The organism is Paenarthrobacter sp. TE3676, assembly GCF_056279165.1.
Map to the genome: position 1 here is coordinate 153,448 of NZ_JBWBQU010000005.1, position 22,957 is coordinate 176,404.

Annotated in this window: 20 protein-coding genes and 1 riboswitch; of the genes, 9 read left to right on the forward strand and 11 right to left on the reverse strand. The window is 62.7% G+C overall.

What is annotated here, in order from left to right:
• Window positions 1-9: 9 nt before the first annotated feature.
• The 3 genes from ACZ881_RS13530 to ACZ881_RS13540 all read right to left on the reverse strand — a co-directional run bounded on the left by ACZ881_RS13530 (window position 10) and on the right by ACZ881_RS13540 (window position 2,537).
• Window positions 10-843, reverse strand: a complete 834-nt coding sequence (locus tag ACZ881_RS13530) for an exodeoxyribonuclease III (protein ID WP_402937924.1) — start codon at window positions 841-843, stop codon at window positions 10-12.
• Between the two features lie 10 nt (window positions 844-853).
• Entirely contained in the window at window positions 854-1,420 is a 567-nt protein-coding gene (locus ACZ881_RS13535) for a hypothetical protein (protein ID WP_091466044.1), read from the reverse strand.
• A 64-nt stretch (window positions 1,421-1,484) separates the two neighbouring features.
• Complete coding sequence (locus tag ACZ881_RS13540) at window positions 1,485-2,537, reverse strand: LacI family DNA-binding transcriptional regulator (RefSeq protein ID WP_476116162.1); 1,053 nt, start codon at window positions 2,535-2,537, stop codon at window positions 1,485-1,487.
• 180 nt (window positions 2,538-2,717) lie between these two features.
• Between ACZ881_RS13540 and ACZ881_RS13545 the strand changes: the two genes are divergently transcribed.
• Together ACZ881_RS13545 and ACZ881_RS13550 are read left to right on the forward strand one after the other, a co-directional pair.
• Window positions 2,718-3,809 carry a C45 family autoproteolytic acyltransferase/hydolase gene (locus ACZ881_RS13545; RefSeq protein WP_476116164.1) on the forward strand — a complete coding sequence of 364 codons (1,092 nt, stop codon included), beginning with the start codon at window positions 2,718-2,720 and terminating at the stop codon, window positions 3,807-3,809.
• Between the two features lie 50 nt (window positions 3,810-3,859).
• Complete coding sequence (locus tag ACZ881_RS13550) at window positions 3,860-5,185, forward strand: MFS transporter (RefSeq protein ID WP_476116166.1); 1,326 nt, start codon at window positions 3,860-3,862, stop codon at window positions 5,183-5,185.
• 27 nt (window positions 5,186-5,212) lie between these two features.
• On the opposite strand, the gene ACZ881_RS13555 is transcribed toward ACZ881_RS13550, so the two are convergent.
• From ACZ881_RS13555 to glyA, 5 genes are all read right to left on the reverse strand, one after another.
• A complete protein-coding gene (locus ACZ881_RS13555; protein ID WP_476116168.1) occupies window positions 5,213-6,046 on the reverse strand; it encodes an ABC transporter permease in 834 nt (277 codons plus the stop codon).
• Entirely contained in the window at window positions 6,043-6,939 is an 897-nt protein-coding gene (locus tag ACZ881_RS13560; RefSeq protein WP_476116170.1) for an ABC transporter permease, read from the reverse strand. The genes ACZ881_RS13555 and ACZ881_RS13560 overlap by 4 nt, the downstream gene beginning before the upstream one ends.
• Complete coding sequence (locus ACZ881_RS13565) at window positions 6,899-7,828, reverse strand: ABC transporter ATP-binding protein (RefSeq protein ID WP_091466034.1); 930 nt, start codon at window positions 7,826-7,828, stop codon at window positions 6,899-6,901. The genes ACZ881_RS13560 and ACZ881_RS13565 overlap by 41 nt, the downstream gene beginning before the upstream one ends.
• 216 nt (window positions 7,829-8,044) lie before the next feature.
• Complete coding sequence (locus ACZ881_RS13570; protein ID WP_476116172.1) at window positions 8,045-8,938, reverse strand: bifunctional methylenetetrahydrofolate dehydrogenase/methenyltetrahydrofolate cyclohydrolase; 894 nt, start codon at window positions 8,936-8,938, stop codon at window positions 8,045-8,047.
• A 133-nt stretch (window positions 8,939-9,071) separates the two neighbouring features.
• Entirely contained in the window at window positions 9,072-10,373 is a 1,302-nt protein-coding gene (gene glyA / locus ACZ881_RS13575) for a serine hydroxymethyltransferase (RefSeq protein WP_476116174.1), read from the reverse strand.
• Window positions 10,374-10,488: 115 nt separating this feature from the next.
• Window positions 10,489-10,574: riboswitch (ZMP/ZTP riboswitch) on the reverse strand.
• A 35-nt stretch (window positions 10,575-10,609) separates the two neighbouring features.
• Here glyA and purU point away from each other — a divergent pair.
• The 3 genes from purU (at window position 10,610) to ACZ881_RS13590 (ending at window position 12,739) form a co-directional block, all read left to right on the forward strand.
• On the forward strand, window positions 10,610-11,461 hold the full coding sequence (purU, locus tag ACZ881_RS13580; RefSeq protein ID WP_091466029.1) for a formyltetrahydrofolate deformylase: 852 nt from the start codon (window positions 10,610-10,612) through the stop codon (window positions 11,459-11,461).
• Between the two features lie 21 nt (window positions 11,462-11,482).
• On the forward strand, window positions 11,483-12,148 hold the full coding sequence (locus ACZ881_RS13585; RefSeq protein ID WP_476116176.1) for a class I SAM-dependent methyltransferase: 666 nt from the start codon (window positions 11,483-11,485) through the stop codon (window positions 12,146-12,148).
• A 72-nt stretch (window positions 12,149-12,220) separates the two neighbouring features.
• Window positions 12,221-12,739, forward strand: a complete 519-nt coding sequence (locus ACZ881_RS13590) for a gamma carbonic anhydrase family protein (RefSeq protein WP_476116178.1) — start codon at window positions 12,221-12,223, stop codon at window positions 12,737-12,739.
• Between the two features lie 22 nt (window positions 12,740-12,761).
• Here the strand turns inward: ACZ881_RS13590 and ACZ881_RS13595 are convergent, their stop codons facing one another.
• Both ACZ881_RS13595 and ACZ881_RS13600 read right to left on the reverse strand, forming a co-directional pair.
• The gene (locus ACZ881_RS13595; RefSeq protein WP_476116180.1) at window positions 12,762-14,468 is read right to left on the reverse strand and encodes a flavin monoamine oxidase family protein; all 1,707 of its coding nucleotides are present in this window, start codon (window positions 14,466-14,468) and stop codon (window positions 12,762-12,764) included.
• The gene (locus ACZ881_RS13600) at window positions 14,465-15,895 is read right to left on the reverse strand and encodes an amino acid permease (protein WP_476116491.1); all 1,431 of its coding nucleotides are present in this window, start codon (window positions 15,893-15,895) and stop codon (window positions 14,465-14,467) included. Before ACZ881_RS13600 ends, ACZ881_RS13595 begins: the two co-directional genes overlap by 4 nt.
• Before the next feature lie 194 nt (window positions 15,896-16,089).
• Between ACZ881_RS13600 and alr the strand changes: the two genes are divergently transcribed.
• Complete coding sequence (gene alr / locus ACZ881_RS13605) at window positions 16,090-17,337, forward strand: alanine racemase (protein ID WP_476116182.1); 1,248 nt, start codon at window positions 16,090-16,092, stop codon at window positions 17,335-17,337.
• Window positions 17,327-18,940: a PucR family transcriptional regulator gene (locus tag ACZ881_RS13610; RefSeq protein WP_476116184.1), complete on the forward strand. Its 1,614-nt coding sequence runs from the start codon at window positions 17,327-17,329 to the stop codon at window positions 18,938-18,940. The genes alr and ACZ881_RS13610 overlap by 11 nt, the downstream gene beginning before the upstream one ends.
• On the opposite strand, the gene ACZ881_RS13615 is transcribed toward ACZ881_RS13610, so the two are convergent.
• Window positions 18,937-19,740: a carbon-nitrogen hydrolase family protein gene (locus ACZ881_RS13615; protein ID WP_476116186.1), complete on the reverse strand. Its 804-nt coding sequence runs from the start codon at window positions 19,738-19,740 to the stop codon at window positions 18,937-18,939. The genes ACZ881_RS13610 and ACZ881_RS13615 overlap by 4 nt on opposite strands.
• A gap of 310 nt (window positions 19,741-20,050) precedes the next feature.
• On the opposite strand from ACZ881_RS13615, the gene ACZ881_RS13620 reads away from it, so the two are divergent.
• The gene (locus ACZ881_RS13620) at window positions 20,051-21,241 is read left to right on the forward strand and encodes an ROK family transcriptional regulator (RefSeq protein WP_476116188.1); all 1,191 of its coding nucleotides are present in this window, start codon (window positions 20,051-20,053) and stop codon (window positions 21,239-21,241) included.
• A 129-nt stretch (window positions 21,242-21,370) separates the two neighbouring features.
• A complete protein-coding gene (gene mmsA / locus ACZ881_RS13625) occupies window positions 21,371-22,927 on the forward strand; it encodes a multiple monosaccharide ABC transporter ATP-binding protein (protein WP_091466016.1) in 1,557 nt (518 codons plus the stop codon).
• Window positions 22,928-22,957 lie beyond the last annotated feature (30 nt).

Below are 22,957 nucleotides of genomic sequence, written 5' to 3' on the forward strand. Positions count from 1 at the left end.
TTAGGAAGCTTAGAGCCGGTAGTCGACTACCAGCGGTGCATGGTCAGAGAAGCGGGTATCCCACGAAGGCGCTCGGTCCACCACAGCCGAGAAAGCGGCAGCTGCGAGGTCCGGGGTGGCCAGGTGGTAGTCGATGCGCCAGCCTGTGTCAGTGTCAAAGGCCTTACCGCGCTGGGACCACCAGGTGTAGGGGCCGGCGACATTACCTGCCAGGCCCCTGTGGACATCCCTCCATCCGATTTCTTCGCCGAGGAAGCGGTCAAAGTATGCCCGCTCCTCCGGGAGAAAGCCGGCACGCTTGACGTTGCCCTTCCAGTTCTTGATGTCGAGTTCAGTGTGTCCGACGTTGAGGTCGCCAACCACCAAAGCATGGTCGCTGTGTTTCGCGAGCTCAGGCAGGCGGACGGTCATGGCATCGAGGAAGCGGAACTTATCGTCCTGCTTGGGGGTTCCGACCTCTCCCGAGTGCACATAAGCACTGACAACGGTGAGGGTGGTGGGGTCACCGGCTGTGTTCCTGACGGTGTAGTCCGCTTCAACCCAGCGCCCGGACGTATCGAAGTAGTCGTCGCCAACGCCAACGCGAGTGGCGGTGGGCTCCTCGCGGGAAGCAATGGCCACACCGGCGCGGCCCTTGGCCTCAGCCTCAGTGTGGAGGATGTGCCAGCCTTCGCCAATCAGCTTCCTGACGATGTCGTCAGGGGCGCGCACTTCCTGCAGGCAGAGAATGTCTACCTCGCGTGGCTCCAGCCATTCCGCCATGCCGTTCTTGTAGGCAGCCCGCAGGCCATTGACGTTAACTGATGCGATGCGAAGGAAGTCCTTCTTCAATGCCGTACTCACCCGGTCCACTCTAGTCGATGATGGTGCCGGCCACGGGCTCGTCCGAGCCACCCGAAGACTTGATCATGTCCCGCGCATTCGTGGCCGTAATGGCGATGGTTTCGAGCGCCCGGTTGATGGTGTCCTGGTTGGCCGTTGCGCCTTTGGCGCGTTCCTCGTCCACCACGCGGACCTGCACCTGAACAATCTTGAAGGAGTGGTCCAGCTTAAGGTCGCGCACTTCATCGGCTTTGCTGCGCTCGGCAACTATGCGCGTGCCACCGCTGTCAGCAGCGGACGACGACGGCGCGCGGCCGGCTGCGGCGTTGAACGCATTTTGCGCTTCGCTCAGTTTGGCACCGGCCCGCTGCGCGGCCTTGCGGATGCTCAGCACCACGAACGTTGCAAGGGCAAGCCACCCGAAAGCGACCACGGCAACAACCCAGCCCACAACATCGTTCTGGTTGGCCGCAAAGATGACGGCTACCAGGAAAGCGATGATGACGACTGTCATCCCCAGGCCGCCGATGCGGAAGCCCTTGAACATGCCTTTACCGGCGGGGGACGTGGACGGGTGCGGGTCACCGAGAGATTGCATGATCTCATTCTCTCAAATGCGGAAAGGTGCCCCGTCCGCTTCCACGGACGGCGAACATGCCACGCTAAAATCCGCGCTTCTGCTGATTCCGGGTCTTGCCCGGCGACGTGGATTTGCGGTGCAGGAACCGCGCCGCCAGCAGAACCGGGTCCGACCCCGACTTGCCCTCCATGACTTCGCAGAGTCGCTCAACCAGCGCGGCGGCCGCGGCAGGAATATCCACGTCAAGGGCGGAAATCGGGGGCTTGTGCTGCCGCGAGTGTTCAGAGTCCGAGCCCGTGCACACCAGCAGGTCCCCCGGGATACGGACTCCACGTTCCTGCATGGCCTGGGCTGCCCCGCTGGCGTGCCTACCGGTTAAGCAAAAAACTGCGCCGGGCAGGCCGTCGCCCAAAATCCTGGCGCCCACTTGCCGACCACCCTCCACGCCGTCCCGTTCCGGTACGTGATAAATCCGGGGCTCCTTTCCGGTTTCCAGGCACCAGGCAACGTAGGCGGCCTCGCAATCGAAGTTCCAGGCGTTCCTGTCCGTGCCGCCCACGTAGGCGATGGATCCAGCGCCCGCTGCTGCCAGGTGGTCCAGGACGACTCGTGTGGAAGCTGCGTCGTCGTGAGCGACCCAGTTCCGGAAGTCGGGGCGGCCCGGATCGCGATCCCAGGTCACATACGGAATTCCACGCTTCTCCAGCAAAGCCACCACTGGGTCATCCAGATGCGGGGCGAAAACTATGTAACCGTCCAGGGACATGGAAAACGGGGGAAGCGGTCCACGGCTCAAGTCGGGGACGAGCATCAGGCCCAGATTCCGATTCAGCGTCTCGGCCGCGGCTGCTCCCGCGAGTTTCATGAAGACGTCTACGCCATTGGGACCATAGTTGCCCAAGCTGTCCAAGGAACGGAAGACCAGCCCGATCGCATTCATCTTGGAACTTCGAAGCCCCCGTGCCATGGCGTCTGCAACGTATCCCATCTCCGAGGCGACTGCGCGGACCCGTTCCCGGGTGGCCTCGCTGATATTGCCCTTGCCATTGAGGGAGTGCGACACCGTGGTGATCGACACTCCGGCTTTCCGGGCTACGTCCCAGATCGTCGCGCCGTGTTGTAGTTCGCGGGCCATGGGCCTCCTGCATTCGTCTCCGAGGGATCTCACGAGACCCGACTTCCGAAATTAACGATAAATCTCGCGGACCAGCTACACAAAAACGTTTTTCTTCCGTACTTTGAGCGTCACAAGTGATCCACCTCATCCAAGAGCCCACCCCGCACTCAGACGGGGATGGCTCCCTCAAGGAGACCTATGCAGCTTCACCGCCACACATCCGCCGCGCACGATCCCCGCGAGCGCGGCCTCGACATCGGCCGCACCTGGGAGGCTCAAACACGCAATACCGCCAAGCTCTACTTTGACTTCTTCGCCACGCTTGGCATCGCACCGCAGAAAGTCCGGGACATTGCGGAGCAGAGCCATGCAGCCCTCCACGCCTGGTGCCCGGCACTGGCAGAGGAAGCCGAGGGCTGGGCCAACGGCGCCGGACTCGAGACCTGGGAGCTGAGTGTGGTCAACGCACGCACTGAGATTCTTGCGGAATCACCCCGGAAGGTCGGCTCCCATGAATGCTCGACGGCGGTCTACGCACCAGCCCGGGCTTCGGCGCCGGAAACCATTCAGACCTGGGACTGGCATGACCACCTCGCCCCCGACGGACTCTTGCTTGAGGTAACCCCATCCCCCGGTCGGACCACCAAGACGTTCACGGAGTTCGGGACGCTGGGCAAGATCGGTGTCAACAGTGAGGGACTCGGCCTGCATTTCAACATCCTTGCCCACTCCAGGGATGATGACTCCGCTGGAGTTCCGGTCCACGCAATCGCCCGCCGCATCCTCGATGAGGCCTCGACCATCGACCAAGCTATCGACATCGCGTCCTCAGCAAGAGTTAGCGCCTCTACCGTCTTCACTGTTTTCACAGCTACCGCTTCCGGCACCAGTACCCCGCGCCTGGCCGCCAGCATCGAGGTCTCTCCCGCCGGCACCGGCGTCGTGGATGCCGGCAGCGACGGCTGGCTGCTCCACACGAACCACTTCCTGGACCCCGTCCTCGCGGAAGAGGACGCAATCGACGACGGCGCGTTGTCGCCCCAGCGCCTGGTCCACCTTGGGCGCGTGAGGACGGAGCTCGCCGGCCTGGGCATCGCGGACCGGGCCAAGCAGTTCTGCTCGTCAGAGGGAGCTTCATCCGTGGTCTGTTTCCATCCTGACGCCTCGGCACCGCGACACGAGCAGTGGCAGACGCTGCTGACCATCAGCGTCGATGCCGCCGACTGCTCCCTCGCTTACGCAGCTGCCAACCCCGCCGACGCCGCACGCGATGGCTTCCTGATCTTCTAAGCCAGACCAGCCTCACGACCCCAACAAAACAACCAACGAAAGGCACTTCCTTGCCGCAATCCCTTCAGCCCAATGTTGCGCTGGAACCACAAGGTCCGTCGTCCAAGCGCCCCGTCTCAGCTGCACGTACTTTCTTCGTCTCCTGTTTTGGAACCGCACTGGAGTTTTATGACTTCACCATCTACGGATTGGCTGCAGCCTTGGTGTTTCCGCAGCTCTTCTTCCCCAACCTTGATCCTCTGACCGGAACATTGGTGGCGTTCGCTTCTTTCGGTGCCGGATTCCTGGCCCGGCCCTTGGGCGGTATCGTCCTGGGCCACTTCGGCGACCGTCTCGGCAGGCGCAGGATCCTGATCCTCACGCTCATCCTGATGGGTGGGAGCACCTTCCTGATCGGCTGCCTGCCCAGTGCGGATTCGATCGGTGCCATGGCCCCTATGCTGCTCATCGCATTGCGTCTGGTTCAAGGATTCTCTGCCGGCGGTGAATGGGGAGGCGCTGCCTTGTTGGGAATCGAGGCGGCACCGGCGGGTCGCCGAGGACTGTGGGGAAGCTTCACCAGCATGGGCATCGGGTTGGGCGTGCTGATGGGTTCCGGCGTTTTTACGCTCACTGACGCCATCGCGGGCGGCGAAGTGGCCAGCTTCGCTTGGCGGGTACCCTTCTGGATCGGCGGCCTGCTGGTGCTGGCTGGCCTTATTGCCCGGCTGACCCTCCCCCAGGACGAACGCCCTTCCGGCACCCAGGCACCCCGGATTCCACTGTTGGCAGTCCTCAAGTCGCATCCGCGGCAGATCCTGATGTCGATCGGCGTCAGCTACGGCTACAACACCTTCACTTACATCGCCACAGTGTTCCTCATGTCGTACGTGCTCCAGCGCGGCTATTCCGACAGTGAATCACTTCAGTTCCAGCTGTGGGGTGCCCTGGCCAGCGTCATCTCCGCACCTCTCGCGGCGATTCTTTCCGACAGGATCGGCCGTAAGCCGGTGATGATAGGTGGTTCGGTGATGCTCATTATCTACTTCCTGGCGTTCTTCCCGGCCATCGAGACACACACCGGCTGGCTTGCCCTCCTCATGTTCACGCTGGGCGGCGCGCTGAACACTGTTCCGCAGGGCCCGTTGCCGGCATTCCTTGGAGAACAGTTCCCGGCAGCTTCCCGCTACTCGGCCATTTCGGCCAGCTATCAGATCGGCTCAGCCCTGGGTGGCGGCACGGCAGCCACTGTGGCAACGGCATTGCTGATCGCCACGCATGGCGACCCGATCGGCGTCGTGATTTACACAGTCTCCGCGCTGGCAGTCATGGGACTGTGCTCCTGGGGCCTGCGCGACAACGCAAAGCTGACCATGGCTGAGATCGAGACGGCCTAGGACCTGTACGGGCTGCGCCGGCTGGTCCTACTTCAGGAACAGCTGGCGCAGCCTTGCGGTGGTCAGCATGATCCCGAGCGCGATCATCACAACGTAGTAACCCACGTGGATGGCAGTGGCAGGGCTGAACGAGCCCACGCTGATCTGGCGCAGGAGTTCCACCCCGTGCCACAGGGGCATGGCCTGGATGAACCACTGGATGACCTGCGGGTAGACGCTGAGCGGGTAGAACGTGGCGCTGAACAGGAACATGGGCAGCAGGAAGAAGTTGATCCAGTCCATCTGCTGGAAAGTCTTCATGAAGCTGGTGATGCCCATCCCGAAGCTCGCAAAACCGAACGCGATCAGCACCGAAGCAGGAATGACCAGGACGGCCCACCAACTGGTGAGCAGTCCCATTACCCCCATGACAGCGGTGAATCCCGTGGCGTACAGCAGGCCCCGAAGGAGTGCCAGGAAGATCTCCCCGATCGCCACGTCCAGCGGCCCCAAGGACGTGTAGAGCATCCCTTGGTACAGCTTGGCGAAGTTCATCTTGAAGAAGACGTTCCACGTGGAATCGTAGATTGCTCCGTTCATGGCCGAGACCGCCAGGAGTGCCGGCGCTATGTACGCCGCATAGCTGATTTCCTCGCCGCCTGGACCTTGGACAGTGCCCACTATGGAGCCCATGCCCACGCCCATGGCCAGCAGGAACAGCACAGGCTCGAAGAACCCCGACACCATCACCAGCCATGTGCTGCTCTTGGCAGCCATCAGCCCACGGCCCACCACTGCCTTGGCGTTGCGGGAGTAGAGAGAACCGAACTTGCGCCCACGGGCAAGATCCGTGGCGCTGTGGCCACCTGTCAGGACACTCAAGAGCCCATCCTTTTCACGAACTGGCGGCGGACAAGTATCCAGCCAACAGTGGCGGTCGCCAGCAGGAAAACCACGTGGGTGATGGTCAGCAACGGGTTTTGGTCCATCCCGTAGGTGAAGACCCGGCCCAACTCAGTTCCGTGCCACACCGGTGATATCCAACCGATCCAACGAACTGCGATCGGCAGCGAATCCAGCGGGAAGAACGTCCCGGAGAACAGGAAGAGCGGCATGACGATGAATCGCTGCACCAACGCGAACTGCCCCTTGTCCTGCTTGATGCTGGCGGCATAGGCCATCAGCGGCAAGCCGAAGGAGAGCGCCGCAACCGTGGCCACGATGGCCGAGACCCAACCCCAGGGGCTTGGCGAAGCGCCAAACATGGCCACCACCACGAAATAAACTATCGACTGCAACAGGAAGCGCAGGGAACTGGCCATGATGTGGCCACTGGCGATCTGCTGCGGTGTCAGCGGCGAGGCATGCGGACCATAAAACACGCGGCGCCATTTGAAGCCGTCCATGATGGGGTACGAAAATTCCCCCGATGCTGTCATCACCGCGGCGGAGACCAACAACGCCGGAGCCACGAATTCCAAATAGCTGACACCGCCGAACGCCGCCTCGCTGTTGGCGTCCACCAAGCTGGCGAGGCCAACTCCCATGGCGAAGAGGTACGCCACCGGCTGCCCTACGCTGTACAGGATCACGGACCACCCATAATTCCGCATGACGCGAAGCACTTGCTCGGCATAGAAGAAGGAACCCCAGCGACGCGCCCTGGCGGCCGAAACCTCAGGCGAGTGGGCCCGCAACGGCTGCTCCGCCGTCGTGCGTGGTTTGTTCACCGACTCAGTCAACGAGGCTCCTGCCGGTAAGCCGCAGGAACACATCTTCCAGCGACGAGCGACGCACCAACGAGGTCATGGGGTGCAGCCCGCGGGCAGTGACCTGCTCCAGCGCGGCTTCACCGTCGTGCGCGTAGATGAGCACACGGTCCGGCAGTGTCTCCAGCCGCTCACCAATGCCTTGAAGCTCGACGCCGATGGTCGCGTTCCGCTCGGACCCGAACCTGAGCTCCAGTACTTCGCGCGATGAGTGTTCGCGAATCAGGGCCGCGGGCGATCCTTCGGCCATGATCTTGCCCTTGTCCACCACGATCAGGCGATCGCAGAGTTGCTCAGCCTCGTCCATGTAGTGCGTGGTGAGGATGAGGGTTACGCCGCTTTCCTTGAGCCGAAACAGGCGGTCCCAAAGAATGTGGCGAGCTTGGGGATCCAGGCCGGTGGTGGGTTCGTCGAGGAGAAGAATGCGGGGCTCGTTAATAAGCGACCGGGCTATTGTGAGCCGTCGCTTCATGCCCCCGGAGAGCGCGTCCACCTTGGAATTGGCCTTGTCCGTTAGCTGCGCGAATTCCAGCAGCTCGTCAGCCTTCGGCCGGAGGTAGCTCAAAGGCAGGCCAAAATAGCGCCCGTAGACGATCAGGTTCTCGCGAACCTTGAGCTCTTCATCCAGGTTGTCCTGCTGTGGGACCACACCCAGATGCGCTCTTACTTCGGGGCCGTGGGATTCCGGGTCCAAGCCCATGATGCTCAGCGTGCCCGAGGTGCGTTGGGAGACGCCGCCGATCATTTTCATGGTGGTTGACTTGCCGGCACCGTTGGGGCCCAGCAGCCCGAAAGACTCCCCCGCCGGTACGTCGAAGGAGATGTTGTCCACGGCGGTGAGGTCACCATAGGCCTTGGTGAGGTTCCGCGCGCTGATGACGGATGGTCGGTTCATGTCGAAGCCGGATTGCGACGATTCTGTCTGTGTTGGTGACGGTGTCGGAGAGCGGATTGCTTCATTGTGCACCCTCAGCACACTAGTAGCGCCCCCTGACATGTGAAAGGGCTCTTGCAGATATTTTTGCAAGAGCCCTCTCGGTTTGTTCGGAGGAGTACGCGGGCCATTTCTAGGGTTCCCTGCGGAAATGGGCCTTGCTATGTTCGGAGGAACTTAGGCGATGCCTGCCTGACGCTCCGCACTCTCCACGACGTTCGCGAGCAGCATGGCACGGGTCATCGGCCCCACGCCGCCCGGGTTCGGGGACAGCCAAGCGGCGACGTCGGCAGCTGCCGGGTCAACATCTCCGGTAACAACAGCGTTACCGTTGCCGTCGTCCACACGGCTGACGCCGACGTCGAGCACAATGGCGCCCGGCTTGAGGTCTTCAGCCTTGATCATGTGCGGCACGCCGGCAGCTGCAATCACGACGTCGGCCTGCTTGAGTTCCGCGGGCAGGTCCACCGTTCCGGTGTGGGCCAGGATGACCGTGGCGTTAACTTCCTTGCGGGTCAACAGGAGGCCAATAGGGCGGCCGATGGTCACGCCGCGACCAACCACCAGGACACGCTTGCCTTTGAGTTCAATGTTGTGGCGGCGCAGCAACTCCACACAGCCCTTAGGCGTGCAGGGAAGCGGGGACTTCATCTCGCCATTGACGTTGGCCACCAGGCGGCCAAGGTTCATAGGGTGCAGGCCGTCGGCGTCCTTGTCAGGGTCCATGGCTTCCAGGATGACGTCCTGGTCGATGTGCTTGGGCAGCGGAAGCTGGACGATGTAGCCGGTGCACTCCGGGTTGTCGTTGAGCTCGCGGACAACCTCCAGGAGGTCTTCCTGTGAAATGTCTTCGGGGAGGTCGCGGCGGATGGACTGGATGCCAACCTCGGCGCAGTCCTTGTGCTTGCCGCCGACGTACCAGGTGCTGCCGGGGTCGGAACCCACCAGGATGGTGCCCAGGCCGGGGACGATTCCCTTGGCGGCCAGGACGGAAACGCGAGTGGTCAGTTCTGCCTTGATGGCTGCGGCGGTGGCCTTGCCGTCAAGGATCTGTGCGGTGGACTGTGTCATTCCATCTGCTCTTTCTGGTGGGTGACCTAATGGCTCATGCCAACGGGACCCGCCGCCGTAGGTGTGGCGGCGGATCCCGTCAGCTCCGGTTCAATGCCCGGGTGTTGCTCTATTTATCCGCGGGAACCGCGGGTTACCACTGCTCGTGCTGCGGGTACAGCGGGAAGTCAGCAGCCAGTTTGTCGACGCGGGCCTGGAGGGCCTCTGCATCAACACTGCCGGTGGCGCCCTTCACGAGCGCGGTGGCGATAATCTCGGCAACCTCGGCGAACTCGGTGGCACCGAACCCGCGGGTAGCCAGTGCCGGCGTACCGATGCGGAGGCCGGAGGTGACCATCGGCGGGCGGGGGTCGAACGGAACAGCGTTGCGGTTCACGGTGATGCCCACGGAGTGCAGGAGGTCTTCGGCCTGCTGGCCGTCCAGCTGCGAGTTGCGCAGGTCAACCAGGACCAAGTGAACGTCGGTGCCGCCGGTGAGGACCGAGACGCCGGCTTCAGCAACATCGGACTGGTTCAGGCGGTCAGCAATGATCTTGGCGCCCTCGAGGACGCGCTGCTGGCGCTCCTTGAACTCTTCGCTGCCGGCGATCTTGAAGGCAACGGCCTTGGCAGCGATGACGTGCATGAGCGGGCCGCCCTGCTGGCCCGGGAAGACGTTGGAGTTGAGCTTCTTGGCCCACTCCTGCTTGGCCAGGATCACACCGGAACGCGGACCCGCGAGGGTCTTGTGAACCGTGGAGGTGACGACGTCGGAGTAAGGAACCGGGCTCGGGTGCAGGCCCGCTGCAACCAGGCCGGCAAAGTGTGCCATGTCCGTCCAGAGGAGGGCGCCAACTTCGTCCGCGATGGAGCGGAAGGCAGCGAAGTCCAGGTGGCGCGGGTACGCGGACCAGCCGGCGATGATGACCTGCGGCTTCTCGGCGATGGCCTGCTCGCGCAGCTTGTCCATGTCGATGCGGAAGTTGTCTTCTTCAACCTGGTAAGCAGCCACGTTGTAGAGCTTGCCGGAGAAGTTGAGCTTCATGCCGTGGGTCAGGTGGCCACCGTGTGCCAGCGAGAGGCCCAGGATCTTATCGCCCGGGGTGATCATTGCAGAGAGCGCTGCAGCGTTTGCCTGGGCACCGGAGTGCGGCTGGACGTTGGCGTACTCGGCGCCGAAGAGTTCCTTGACGCGGTCGATCGCAAGCTGCTCGGCGACGTCGACGTATTCACAACCGCCGTAGTAGCGGCGGCCCGGGTAGCCCTCGGCGTACTTGTTGGTCAGGACGGAGCCCTGAGCTTCCATGACGGCGCGGGGGGCGAAGTTTTCGGACGCAATCATTTCCAGGGTGCCGCGCTGGCGGCCGAGTTCCTGGTTGAGGACTGCTGCGATCTCGGGATCGAGATCGGCAAGCGACTGGTTGCTGACAGACGCTGAAGTGGTTGTGGTAGTCACGGAAATCTCCTGGCTAGGCAACGGGTGGTGCTACAGGTCAGGCTACCGGCAGCAGCATTCCCGCGTCCCCTTTTTGACGGAGGGATCGGTCACGTGCGTGCAGCGGTAAGACATGACCCTCGGCCCAGGCGTACGATCCGTGGTCTTCATGATTGCCGCTCCCTGGTGGTAGTCCACCCAACGCCAGTTGCGACCCATTAACAGTACAACAAGGCAGCACAGGTAGGCTTGATCGTGTGACTGAATCCACCGCTTTCGTAGTAACACTTTCCTGCCCCGACCGCCCCGGCATCGTCCACGCGGTAGCCGGAGCCCTGCTTGATGCCGGCTGCAATATCGCCGATTCCCAGCAGTACGGAAGCCCCAGCACAGGCAACTTCTTCATGCGCGTGGAGGCATCGACGTCGTCCTCCCAGGCCGAACTGGCCACGGCCTTGCGGCCGGTAGCTGAATCGTTCGGCATGACCTGGCAAATCAACCCCGTGGGCGAAAAGGTCCGCACCATCATCCTGTGCTCCAAGGATGCACACTGCCTCAACGACCTTTTGTTCCAGCAGCGCACGGGCACTTTGCCCATTGAGATTCCGGCGATTGTGTCCAACCACCGGGATCTTGAGTCGCTGGCGGAGTTCTACGGCATCCCGTTCCACCACATCCCGGTAACGCCGGAGACCAAGCCGCAGGCCGAGGCGCAACTGCTGAAGCTGATTGCCGAGCACGATGTCGAGCTGACTGTCCTGGCACGGTACATGCAGGTCCTCTCCAACGATCTGTGCACGGAGTTGAACGGCAAGGCCATCAATATCCACCACTCGTTCCTCCCCTCCTTCAAGGGCGCCAAGCCGTACCACCAGGCACACGCACGAGGTGTAAAGATCATCGGCGCCACGGCCCACTACGTGACGGCCGACCTCGACGAGGGCCCGATCATCGAGCAGGAAGTCATCCGCGTTGATCACGCACGCACGGCTGCCCAGTTCGTCCAGATGGGCCGCGACGTCGAAGGCCGCACGCTGGCTCAGGCGGTCCAGTGGCACGCCGAACACCGTGTGCTCCTGGACGGTACCCGGACCGTGGTGTTCAACTAACGCCACTCCTATGCTGGGGGTATGCGGGGCATCCCTGACGCCGACCACGAGGCTGACCTGGCTGTCTTCTACGACCACCAGGCACCGGTGCGGAACACCCGCGCGCTGACGCCGCACCGGGTTGAGAGCCGGGAGTGGTTCATCCGGCTGTTGAAGTCCGAACACCGTCATTCGTTGTTTGAGCTGGGTTGCGGCACTGGGGTTGAGGGCGTGGAGTTCGTCCGCGCCGGCTTGCACTACACCGGCGTGGACCTGTCCTCGGAGAGCGTTCATTTGGCGCGCTCGGCCGGGCTTGAGGCTTCTGTTGCCAGCGGGCGGAACCTGCCGTTTCCGGGTGCTGTCTTTTCGGCTGCGTGGACCATGAGCACTCTTCTGCATGTTCCCAATAGCGGAATTCACGACGTCGTCCGCGAACTTGTGCGGGTCACCGCACCTGGTGCGCCAATCGCCGTCGGACTCTGGTCAGGTGAGGATTGCGAAGTCTTGAACCCTGAAGACCTTGAGGAACCGCGGCGGTTCTTCAGCCGCCGCAGCGACGAAACCGTCCGGCGGATCTTTGGCGAACACGGCTCGGTGGAACACTTCCGAACGTGGCCGGAGGGCGTGGGAGTGGAATCCGGGCCGGGCGCAGGAAACTGGTCCCAGCACTATCAATTCCTGGTCCTCCGCACCCCTGCACCCAACTAGGTAACAGCAAACGTCCCACTGACCACCCATAGCGACGTGTGCTGTTACCTAGTTGGGAAATATGCTGGGCCTATGGCTCCCTCTTACACTTTCGCCGGGGACACCCCGGCCGTCCACGAAACAGCCTTCGTGGCGCCCACGGCTTCCATTATTGGCAAGGCCACCTTGGCCGAGGACTCGAGCGCTTTCTACGGCGTCTCCGTCCGCGCCGATACAGCGGCTATCAGCGTCGGCGCAGGGTCCAACCTCCAGGACAACGTAGTCCTCCACGCTGACCCCGGCTTCCCCTGCACGGTAGGCGAACGTGTCTCCGTGGGGCACAGCGCTGTGGTCCATGGATGCACTGTGGAGGACGACTGCCTCATCGGCATGAGCGCCACCATCCTCAACGGCGCCGTCATTGGCACTGGCTCGCTCATCGCTGCCGGGGCCGTGGTGTTGGAAGGCACCGTCATTCCCCCGCGCTCACTGGTTGCGGGTGTACCTGCAAAGGTCCGCCGTGAACTGACCGACGAAGAGTTCGAGGGCGTCAAGCACAACGCCGCGCATTACAAGGAACTCGCTGCGGCGCACAGGGAAATGCACGCTTGAACGCCGAATGCGAGTCGGAAAACTAGTCCAGGGAGATCGGGCCGAGCTCGTCCAGGAGGTCACCAGGCCCCGGGTTTCCGGCAGCGGACGAACCGCCCAGGTGATTCACCACTCCCCACACTGCATTCAGGCCCGTGGTCACAGCACCCTCAGCCCAACCGGCGGTGAAGGACACGTCATCGCCCGCGAGGAAGATGCCGCGCTGGTGCTCCGGCAGCTGGTCCTGCTTGAAGTGCGTGAACAGACGCTGCTGGTACCGGTAGTGGCCGGGCAGGTTGGCCTTGAACGCACCCATGAAGTTGGGATCCGCTTCCCAGGACACCGTGATCGGCTGCCCCACGATGTGGCTCGCAATGTCTACGCCCGGGTAGATCTGCTCCAAGGAGTGCAACATCAGCTTCACGCGCTCGTCCGCGGTCAGGGCCAGCCATTTCAGGGCGTCGTCGTTCCATGTGTAGGACAGGAGCATGACGGCGGGCTTGTCCGGACCGTCGTCGAGCAAGTACGTGGCCCGGTTGAGTCGGTCGGTGAGCGTCATGGACAGGACCTCGCGCCCGGTCTCGGGATCGATGTCCTTCCAGAACGGGCGGTCCACCATCACGAAGGTCTTTGAAGACTGCATGTAATGCGAGCGTTCGATCGCGGTCCACAGCTCGGCCGGGAACAGCGCTTCCTCAGTGTGGATGCGTGTGGACAGCAGCCAGGACTGGCAGGTGGTCACCACGGCTTGGTAGGTGGCTTCGCGTCCCCAGTTCTCGCGGACCAGGAGGTCGCCGTTCTCTACCCGGCGGATGTTGTCCACGGCCCCGCGGGGCGAGCCGGAGTGCAGCGATGCCAGGGAGGTGCCCTCGGGCCAGTACTTAAGGTCCGACGGCGCGTGGTTCCAGAGTGCCTCAGGGAGCCTTTGTGCTCCTCCGGCAATGGAGCGGTGCTGGTCGTCGGCATCGGTGTAGACCACGCGGAGGATTTCGAGGATGGAGTTGGGGAAATCGGTGTCCCAACCGCCGGTACCGAAGCCCACCTGGCCGAATGCCTCGCGGTGAGCAAAACCAGCCTCTTTGAAGGACTTGCTGGCGGCGATGAAACCGTAGAAGGTCTGCTCGTCCAGCTCCGGCAAGAGCGCGTTCCAGAGTTCCTTGATCCGCTTGGTGTTGCGGGCCTTGATGGCTTCCTGCATCTCAGCGAAGGCGGCGCCATCGTTGACTGCTGCTTTCCAAGCGTCGGCTACTTCCAGGAAGAACTCCGGCAGCTCGTCAGCCGTGGTGGCGTAGTGCTTCTTGCCCGCGAGTTCGATCACTGTGGAGGAGGTTGCCGGCGCCATGGGGTTCGGGAAGTCCTGAGTGTCCAGGCCAAGCAGGTCCACGTAGTGGTAGAACGCCTTGCCGGAGACCGGGAAGCGCATGCCGCCAAGGTCCGCCACGACGCCGGGAGCTGATGGGAAGCTCGCAGTGCGGAGGCGTCCACCAATCTGGTCGGCTTCGTAGATGACGGGCTTGAGGCCAAGTTTCATCAATTCATAGGCGGTCACCAGTCCGGACAGGCCTGCGCCGATGATGGCTACTTCCGTGCCGTAGAGCTCTTCCGGGATTGAGCCGAGCCCATCGGGGTGCGCCAGGTAGTGGTCGTAGCTGAACGGGAAGTCCGGGTTCAGCATGGTGATAGGTGCTCCAGCGGCCGCGTCAGGCGCGCCTGGCTCCTCGATGAGGGGGAGTTCTGTGGCGATGGTCATGAGTTTGCTGCTTTCACAGATTCCGGGCTCGCGGCCCTGGTGGTTAGTTCACGGTAGTCCTGCTCGCTGAGCGCGGCTACCTTTGAGTTCCGGCGTCCATAGCCGAAGTAGATGGCGACGCCCACCAGCATCCAGATACCGAAGGTGATCCAGGTGTCGGCGCCCAGGTTGAGCATCAAATATGCGCACATCAGGGTGCCCAGGATCGGCGTGATCGGGTACAGCGGGACCCGGAAGCTGCGCTCCAGGTCGGGCCGGTTGCGTCGCAGGTAGATGACGGCCACGTTGACCAGCGCGAACGCGAAGAGCGTACCGATGCTTGTTGCGTCCGCCAAGGCTCCCAGCGGGACCAAGCCTGCGGTGAGGGCTACGGCGGTACCGATGATCAGCGTGCCGGCCACCGGAGTGCCGGTGCGGCGGGAAACGCGGCCGAAGATTTTGGGAACCATGCCGTCGCGGGACATGGAGAGCATGATGCGGGTTTGTCCGTAGAGCACGGTCAGCACGATGCTGGCGATGGCAAGCACTGCGCCCACTGAGAAGACCAGGGCGATCCACGGCTGACCCGTGATCTCGTGCAGGATCTGTACCAGTGCAGCTTCTGTGCCGTCGAACCAACCCCACGGGCGGGCGCCGATGGCTGCAACGGCAACCAGGACGTAGATGGTGGTGACGATGACCATGGAGAGCATGATGGCCCGGGGCAGGTCGCGCTTGGGGTTCCTGGCTTCCTCGCCGGCGGTGGAAGCGGCGTCAAAGCCGATGTAGGAGAAGAAAACGCTGGATGCGGCGGCGGAAACACCGGCGGCGCCCATGGGCAGCAGCGGCTCGAAGTTGCCGGCATTGAAAGCGGTGAAGGCTACTGCGCAGAAGAAGATCAGGATGCCCACCTTGATCACGACGATCGCCGTGTTGATCCACGCACTCTCACGGGCACCACGGACGAGCAGGAGCATAGCCAGGATCACGATCACCATGGCGGGCACGTTCACCAGCCCGCCGTCCCCTGGCGGCTGGCTCATCGCGTCCGGCAGGAACTGGCCAAACGCGGCGAGGGTCTCGTTCACATACTGGCCGGCACCCACGGCAACGGCTGCCACGGAGACCGCGTATTCCAGCACCAGGCACCAGCCACAAATCCAGGCCATGCCCTCGCCCATGGTGGCGTAAGAGTAGGAATAGCTGGAGCCTGCCACCGGAACGAGTCCCGCCATTTCGGCATAGGACACTGCCGAAAGCAGCGCGGCGAGGCCGGCGATGACGAACGAGATCCAGATGGCCGGACCGGCCAGCGGCACTGATTCGCCGAGGATCACCAGGATGCCGGTGCCGAGCGTAGCTCCGACGCTGATCATGGTGAGCTGGAAGACGCCAAAGCTGCGGACCAGCGGCGTTCCGCCTTCGCCGCCTCCGGCTTCGCTGACCATCTGGCCAATTGGCTTGCGGCGCAGGAGTTGCGCGCCGAGGCTCGGCCTGGCGACGCTTGCCGCGGCCGGGTTTTTGGTGTTCACAGGCACAGTCACCCTTGACGTCCCTTCAAAGTAGTTTCGATTTCCCCTCCACAAGACTGGCATGTGAGCCACCTCTCACCGCGGTGCAAAATGACCTATAGTGTTCAACCATGAGACGTAATGCACACTATCAAGAGGCTGCCGCCGCGGCCCTTTCCGGGCAGGTCAACGTGGACTTGTCTGCCATTTCAGACAATGTCAAAGCCCTGAAAAAACGCACCGAGGCGCAGCATTTCATGGCTGTAGTCAAGGGCAACGCCTACGGCCACGGCCTGGTGGAAGTTGCTCGCACAGCGGTGGAAGCTGGCGCAGACTGGCTTGGCACAGCCCAGCTCAGTGAAGCTATCGCACTCCGCCAAGCGGGCATCACAGTCCCCATACTTTCGTGGCTGTATCTGGCATCCCAGACAAGCGCCACCATCCTTGAGGCGCTGGAAAACGACATTGATGTGTCCCTCGGAAGCGTCAGCCAACTGGAGGTGCTGGTAGGAATCGCGAAACGCCTGGGCCGTCCCGCCGTCGTGCATTTGGAACTGGACAGCGGCCTCAGCCGCGGCGGTGCACGAAAGGAAGACTGGGCTGAACTTGTGGCGCAGGCACGGCAAGCTGAGCTGGACGGGACCCTCCGTGTTCGAGGCCTCTGGACCCACCTGGCCTGGGCCGATGTCCCCGCGCACCCCGGTAACGCCACCGCCGTCGCGGAGTTCGAGGACGCCGTTCACCAAGCGCGCGAGGCCGGACTAAGCCCCGACCTCAGGCATGTTTCCAGTTCCGCCAACATCCTGGACCGGCCGGAATTCCACTTCGACATGGTCCGCGCGGGACTGGCCATTTACGGGCTTGCCCCCGCCGATCACCTGAACCCGGCTGACTTTGGCTTGCGTCCGGCACTCAGCGTGACGGCGCCGCTGGTCATGGTCAAGAAGGTCCCGGCAGGCACAGGCGTCAGCTACGAACACCAGGCCATCACCTACGAACCGCGTTACCTCGGGCTCATCCCGCTCGGCTACGCGGACGGTATCCCCAAGGGCATCAGCGGCCGCTCGGTTGTGAACGTGGCCGGCCGCGCGGTGCCGGTGATCGGCAAGGTCTGCATGGACCAGTTCATGGTGGACCTCGGACCGGACGCTTCGGGAATCGACGTCGGGGACACCGCAGTGTTGTTCGGTGACCCGGCATGCGGGGCGGCGAGCGCCGACGACTGGGGTGCCGCGATCGGAAGCCACGGCGACGAGATCATCAACAGGATTGCACCGCGCCTGCCGCGCGCCTACGCAAGCAGCGCCAACCAGGACTCCGCTTACGAGTGCCCCGACTACCAGGAGCCGGCCGCCGCCGGGCAGGGCAATGTCGCCTGAGCCCGCCACCGCCCGCCTGAGTTTTGTCACGCTCGAGCAGTTCCTGGAGCACCTGCCGCCGGAGTTGAAAATGCTTCACGACGGCGGCAGCGGGACCTCGCTGCTGCGGTGGGTGGAACCCAGTGAGCTCGAAGACCCCACGCCGTACCTGCCGGAGGGCGAATTCCTCCTCACCGCCGGGTTGCCTTTCCTTGGGAAGGGCGGCTCGGCGGCCAAGGTGGACGCCTACGTTCGGCGGCTCGTGGGTGCCAAGGTTGCGGCCCTCGGCTTCGGTATCAGGCCCTATTTCGACGCCGTCCCGGACGTCCTGCTGGACGCTTGCCGCAAGCACAACCTCACGTTGTTCGAGGTACCGGAGTCTGTGCCTTTCGCGGCGATTGGCTTGGAGTTCTCCCAGCTTCTGGAAACTGACAACGCGCGGGTCTTCCGGCAACTAGCCGACACCAACCGCCAACTCATGCGGGCGGTCCTCTCCCCCCGGCCCGAACATGAACTGTTGGCCGCTCTGGTGCAGAGGGTGCCCGTGTGGGCTGTTCTGGTGGGCGCTGACGGACGGGTCCGTGCCCGGGGGCACAACGCCGGCGGCAGCAGCGGCGTCGAGCATTCCTTGTTGACACCCCTCCTGGAGCGGTTGCTGTCCGGCAGCGGTCCACGGGTGGAGATGGACGGTTTCGAACAGCCGGGTTCGGAATTGGTGTTCGGACACCCATTGCGCAGCACTAAGGATGCCAACCTTGGCGCTTTGATCCTCGGTTCGGATGCACCACTGACGCCTGCGCAAAACAATGTGGTGCAGTCAGCCGTGGGCTTGCTGGAGTTGTTGGTGAGGCAGCGGACCAGTGGCTCGTTGGCACCGAGCCAGCTGGCTACAGCTGTTTTGTTGCACCCGGATTCGGTTGCGTCGGGTGGCACTAAACATGTCAACGGGCTCAAGGACCTGCTGGCGCAGAGCCTGTCCTCCACTCGTTCGGCACAGATGCGAGTGGTGCAGGGCATCAGGGTGGACGGAGCCGCAGACGACGGACCGGTGAGGGAAGTGCTGCAGTGGCGGAGGCTGTTCGATACCAAACTGGTGGAAATTACCGAGTACGGTTTCGCGGCCATTACCCGCTTGAGGGTGGACGATTCCTTGCTGGCCGACGTGGAGAAGCTGGGCTGGCGGCTGGTCATCGGGGAACCAACCGAGCTCCTTGGACTCCAAGCGGCCTACCAACGTGCAAGCTCCCTGCGAAGCCGCGTTCTTTCCACCGGCAAGAGCGCCCGCGTTGATGAGGTCACGTGGTCTGTCTCAGGTCTGCTGGGCCGCGAAGCCGGGACCATGCTGGCCGAACGACTCCTTGCCCCCGTGCTCGCGCTTGAACCGGACCGTCGGGATCCGCTTCTTGCTGTCTTGCGCGGTTGGCTTAGCGAGAACGGCAGTTGGGACGGCTCGGCCAAGCTGCTGGGGCTGCACCGCAACAGCGTGCGGCGGCAGATCGGCGTGCTCGGCGAGCTGCTTGACATGGACCTCAACCAGGCGCAAGTCCGGGCCGAGCTGTGGTTTGCGTTGCAGTACGTGGATGAGCTGGTCGCTGGCCTTTCCGGTGATTCGACGGGCGACTAGTTGTCCCATTCCTCGTAGAGTTCCGGCCGGCGTTCGCGCAGGTACGGGACTTCTTCGCGCGCCGCTTTTACTGACTCCGTGCCGACCTCCGCGAACAACAGAGTGGCTGACTCCCCCGCAGCGGCAAGCAACGATCCGTCTGGTCCGGCAACAACGCTGCCGCCCAGGAAGTTGTAGATGTCCTCGTGTCCGCTGTGGTTGGCGTAGGCCACGTTGAGTTGGCTTTCCAACGCGCGGGCACGGATAAGGACCTGCGGCACGTTGTCGAACCCGGCGGAAAGGGCAGTTGGCACCAGCAGGAGTTCAGCACCTCGTGTGGCGGCGGCACGGACGGCTTCCGGGAACTCGACGTCGTAGCAAATCAGCATCGATGTGCGGATCCCGTTGAAATCCACGACGGCGGGAGGTTCTTGGGCGCCGACGAACGCCTTATGCTCCTCCGGACCGAAGAGGTGCACTTTGGCGTAGTTGAGGACCTCGTTGCCTGCCGAGTCGAGGAGGGTGGCGGTGATGTGCCAGCTCCCTTCGCTTCCCGCTGCCGGCGCCGGAAGGCTATAAACCAAGCCAACGCCGTTGGTCCGGGCAATGCCGGCCAGCCGTTCACGAATGCCAGGGAGCGTAGATGGGTCCAGTTCGGCGTGGAGCCGCAAGGGTGCGTAGCCCACGGGGAACAGCTCCGGAGTGAGGAGCAGCCCGGACCCGGCTTGGGCGGCGCGCTGCGCGGCGTCGTCGATTGTGCGCAGGTTCGCCTCAACGTCCATGACGGAAGCGTTCGCCTGCAGGACTGAGAGCAGCATCATTACCACCTTGGTTTCGCCTGATCCCGATGCCTCATACACGTGCCCGGGACGTTTCTTGCTTCCAGCGTAGGCCCGGGACTTGCTCGGCGAGTGAGGCAATTGGACCCGGGGAACTCTGGATCGGGACGCAATGCACGCCGCTCCCCTGTTGCGAGGCCCGCTCTGCAGGCAAACATGGGTTCATAGTGCGCATAACGGGCCTCACAAGGGGTACATATCTCTCGATCTTGCGTTGGAGTATGTCGGGCAGGGTTGACTCGCTGTGTTCACTTCTTGACTACAAGGTTGCTTGTGGGGCAATCTTCTTGTCATGTCCGCTACGCAGCGCTCAACGAAGAGCCATCCAAGAAAACCCGGCTCGCAGTCCGCGCTGCGACACCTGAATCAGCAACGCATCATCGAGTGTTTGCTGAGCGGGCCGTCTACGCAGGCGGAGCTTTCCCGGCAGACCGGTCTTTCCACGGCCACCATCTCCAACATCGTGAAAATCATGCAGGACGCCGGACTGGTTTCCACCGAGCCGACCACAAGCTCGGGGCGCCGGGCAACCAACGTGAGACTCAACAGCAACGGTGCGGTCGCCGTCGGAATCGACTTCGGGCGCCGGCACCTGAGGGTGGTGTTGGCATCGCTGGGGTACCACGTGATTGCCGAGGATTACATGGAACTACCGCTGGGCCACCAGGCGGAAGAGGGCATCGCGGCAGCAGTCCCACTCCTTGACAGGCTACTGCGTGAAAATGGCGTAGACCGCACCGCAGTGGTGGGCGCAGGTGCCGGCATTCCGGGGCCCATAGACCGCCGCACAGGTACGGTTGCCCAGGGCGCCATCCTCCCCGAATGGGTGGGCATCGACATCCTCCATCGCTTGGAGGAAGCGCTGAACTGCCCCGTCTTTGTTGATAATGACGCCAATCTTGGTGCGTTGTCAGAAGTGACATGGGGCCCGCATAGCGGGGTCTCCAACCTCATGTTCCTCAAGATCGGCTCGGGCATCGGCGCCGGCCTGATCCTTAACGGACTGCCCTATTACGGGAACGTAGGCATCACCGGAGAAATCGGCCATGCCACCATCCATGAACACGGATTGGTGTGCCGCTGCGGCAACCGCGGATGCCTGGAAACCATTGCCTCAACCACCACCATGATCGAGCTCCTGGGTCGCGGGCAGGAGAAGCTCCTAACCCCGCAGGACATCGTCCGCAATTGCTTGGCCGGAGACTCCGCAACCCAGCGCGTGGTGGACGATGCCGGCCTGGCAGTGGGCCGCGCCTTGGGCAATGTCTCCAACCTGATAAACCCTGAAGTGATCGTTGTCGGTGGACCCTTGGCGGGCTTGGGCGACCTCCTCCTGGACCCCATCCGCCGCGGCCTTGTCCGGCATGCGGTACCCGTGGTGGGAGAGACAACCCACCTCGCGATGTCGTCCCTCGGAGCACGCGCAGAGGCCCTGGGAGCCGCCGCTTTGGTGTTCCAACACGCAGGCATTACCGGTAGGTAACGAAATCGTTAGCTGGATCATGCGTTCAAGTCTTGACGACAAGATGGGTGATCCAGTTTACTTTTTGATCAGACAGCCTCGCCATTGCGGGGCCGACAACGAAGTCATGCATTGGAGGCGTAAGGGCTGATGACATCCCTCGACACGCAAGGTGAACCCATCCTTTTGGAGATGCGTTCCATCACCAAGGAATTTCCTGGAGTGAAGGCCTTGTCGAATGTGAGCCTGCGCGTGATGGCCGGCGAAATCCACGCCATCTGTGGCGAAAACGGGGCCGGCAAATCCACGCTCATGAAAGTTCTATCCGGTGTTTACGGGTACGGAAGCTACACGGGCGACATCGTGTACCAGGCGGAAACGCAGCAATTCAAGGACATCCGCGCAAGCGAAGCGGCCGGCATCGTGATCATCCACCAGGAACTGGCGCTGATCCCGGAACTGTCCATCATGGAGAACATCTTCCTGGGCAACGAACCCACCAAGTGGGGAGTGATCGACTGGGCAGAAGCCCGGAAGCGCTCCCTCGAGCTGCTGGCCCGTGTCGGCCTCAGGGAAGATCCCGATACCCCCATCAAGGAAATCGGCGTCGGCAAGCAGCAGCTGGTGGAGATCGCCAAGGCCTTGAACAAGTCCGTGAAGCTCCTGATCCTGGACGAGCCCACCGCCGCACTGAACGAGTCCGACTCCCAGCACTTGCTGGACCTGATCCTTGGCCTGAAGGGCAAGGGCATCACCTCCATCATCATTTCCCACAAACTCAACGAGATCGAACAGATCGCGGACGAGATCACCATCATCCGTGACGGCAAGTCCATTGAAACCCTCAACGTCAAGCGTGACGGCGTGGACGAAGACCGCATCATCAAGGGCATGGTGGGCAGGACGCTCGAGTCCCGCTTCCCGGATCACGAACCCAAGATTGGCGAGGTCTTCTTCGAGGTCAAGGACTGGACCGTTGGGCACCCGCAGATCCAGGACCGCTTGATCTGCAAGGGTTCCAACTTCTTTGTGCGCCGCGGCGAAATCGTTGGCTTCGCAGGGCTCATGGGGGCAGGACGCACGGAACTGGCCCGCTCGCTGTTTGGGCATTCCTATGGCCGGTTCATCAAGGGCCAGGTCTACAAGGACGGCAAGCAGGTCAACCTTCGCACCGTTCGTCAAGCGATCGACGCCGGACTCGGCTACGTCACTGAGGACCGGAAGTCCTTGGGCCTGAACCTGCTCGATGACATCAAGACCACCACGGTTTCGGCGGCGCTGAACAAGATCAGCAACTACACGGTGGTGGACACCCGCAAGGAATTCTCCGTTGCCGAGGAGTACCGGAAATCATTGCGGACCAAGACCCCGTCGGTTGAGGAAGGCGTTGCCAAGCTTTCCGGCGGCAACCAGCAGAAGGTGGTCCTGGCCAAATGGATGTTCACAGATCCGGATCTCCTGATCCTGGACGAACCCACCCGTGGCATTGACGTCGGCGCCAAGTACGAGATCTACGGCATCATCCAGAAGCTGGCGAACCAGGGCAAGGGAGTGATTGTCATTTCCTCGGAGCTTCCTGAGCTCCTGGGCCTGTCCGACCGGATCTACACCATCTTCGAAGGCGCCATCACAGGCGTCCTGGACAAAAACGAAGCAAGCCAGGAAAGCCTGATGAAGCTTATGACGTCCGCCCGCAAAGCAGCCTGACCCTTTGGCCTCGCCCCGCCCCTTCCTGAC

Bases quoted from the DNA above. Each gene is read 5' to 3' on its own strand.
- ACZ881_RS13585 (WP_476116176.1), top strand. From the start codon at position 11,483: ATGCGGGGCATCCCTGACGCCGACCACGAGGCTGACCTGGCTGTCTTC.
- ACZ881_RS13595 (WP_476116180.1), bottom strand. From the start codon at position 14,468: ATGACCATCGCCACAGAACTCCCCCTCATCGAGGAGCCAGGCGCGCCT.
- ACZ881_RS13590 (WP_476116178.1), top strand. From the start codon at position 12,221: ATGGCTCCCTCTTACACTTTCGCCGGGGACACCCCGGCCGTCCACGAA.
- ACZ881_RS13565 (WP_091466034.1), bottom strand. From the start codon at position 7,828: ATGAACCGACCATCCGTCATCAGCGCGCGGAACCTCACCAAGGCCTAT.
- ACZ881_RS13620 (WP_476116188.1), top strand. From the start codon at position 20,051: ATGTCCGCTACGCAGCGCTCAACGAAGAGCCATCCAAGAAAACCCGGC.
- ACZ881_RS13570 (WP_476116172.1), bottom strand. From the start codon at position 8,938: ATGACACAGTCCACCGCACAGATCCTTGACGGCAAGGCCACCGCCGCA.
- ACZ881_RS13535 (WP_091466044.1), bottom strand. From the start codon at position 1,420: ATGCAATCTCTCGGTGACCCGCACCCGTCCACGTCCCCCGCCGGTAAA.
- ACZ881_RS13600 (WP_476116491.1), bottom strand. From the start codon at position 15,895: ATGGTCAGCGAAGCCGGAGGCGGCGAAGGCGGAACGCCGCTGGTCCGC.
- mmsA (WP_091466016.1), top strand. From the start codon at position 21,371: ATGACATCCCTCGACACGCAAGGTGAACCCATCCTTTTGGAGATGCGT.
- ACZ881_RS13545 (WP_476116164.1), top strand. From the start codon at position 2,718: ATGCAGCTTCACCGCCACACATCCGCCGCGCACGATCCCCGCGAGCGC.
- alr (WP_476116182.1), top strand. From the start codon at position 16,090: ATGAGACGTAATGCACACTATCAAGAGGCTGCCGCCGCGGCCCTTTCC.
- ACZ881_RS13540 (WP_476116162.1), bottom strand. From the start codon at position 2,537: ATGGCCCGCGAACTACAACACGGCGCGACGATCTGGGACGTAGCCCGG.
- ACZ881_RS13610 (WP_476116184.1), top strand. From the start codon at position 17,327: ATGTCGCCTGAGCCCGCCACCGCCCGCCTGAGTTTTGTCACGCTCGAG.
- ACZ881_RS13560 (WP_476116170.1), bottom strand. From the start codon at position 6,939: ATGTGTTCCTGCGGCTTACCGGCAGGAGCCTCGTTGACTGAGTCGGTG.
- ACZ881_RS13615 (WP_476116186.1), bottom strand. From the start codon at position 19,740: ATGATGCTGCTCTCAGTCCTGCAGGCGAACGCTTCCGTCATGGACGTT.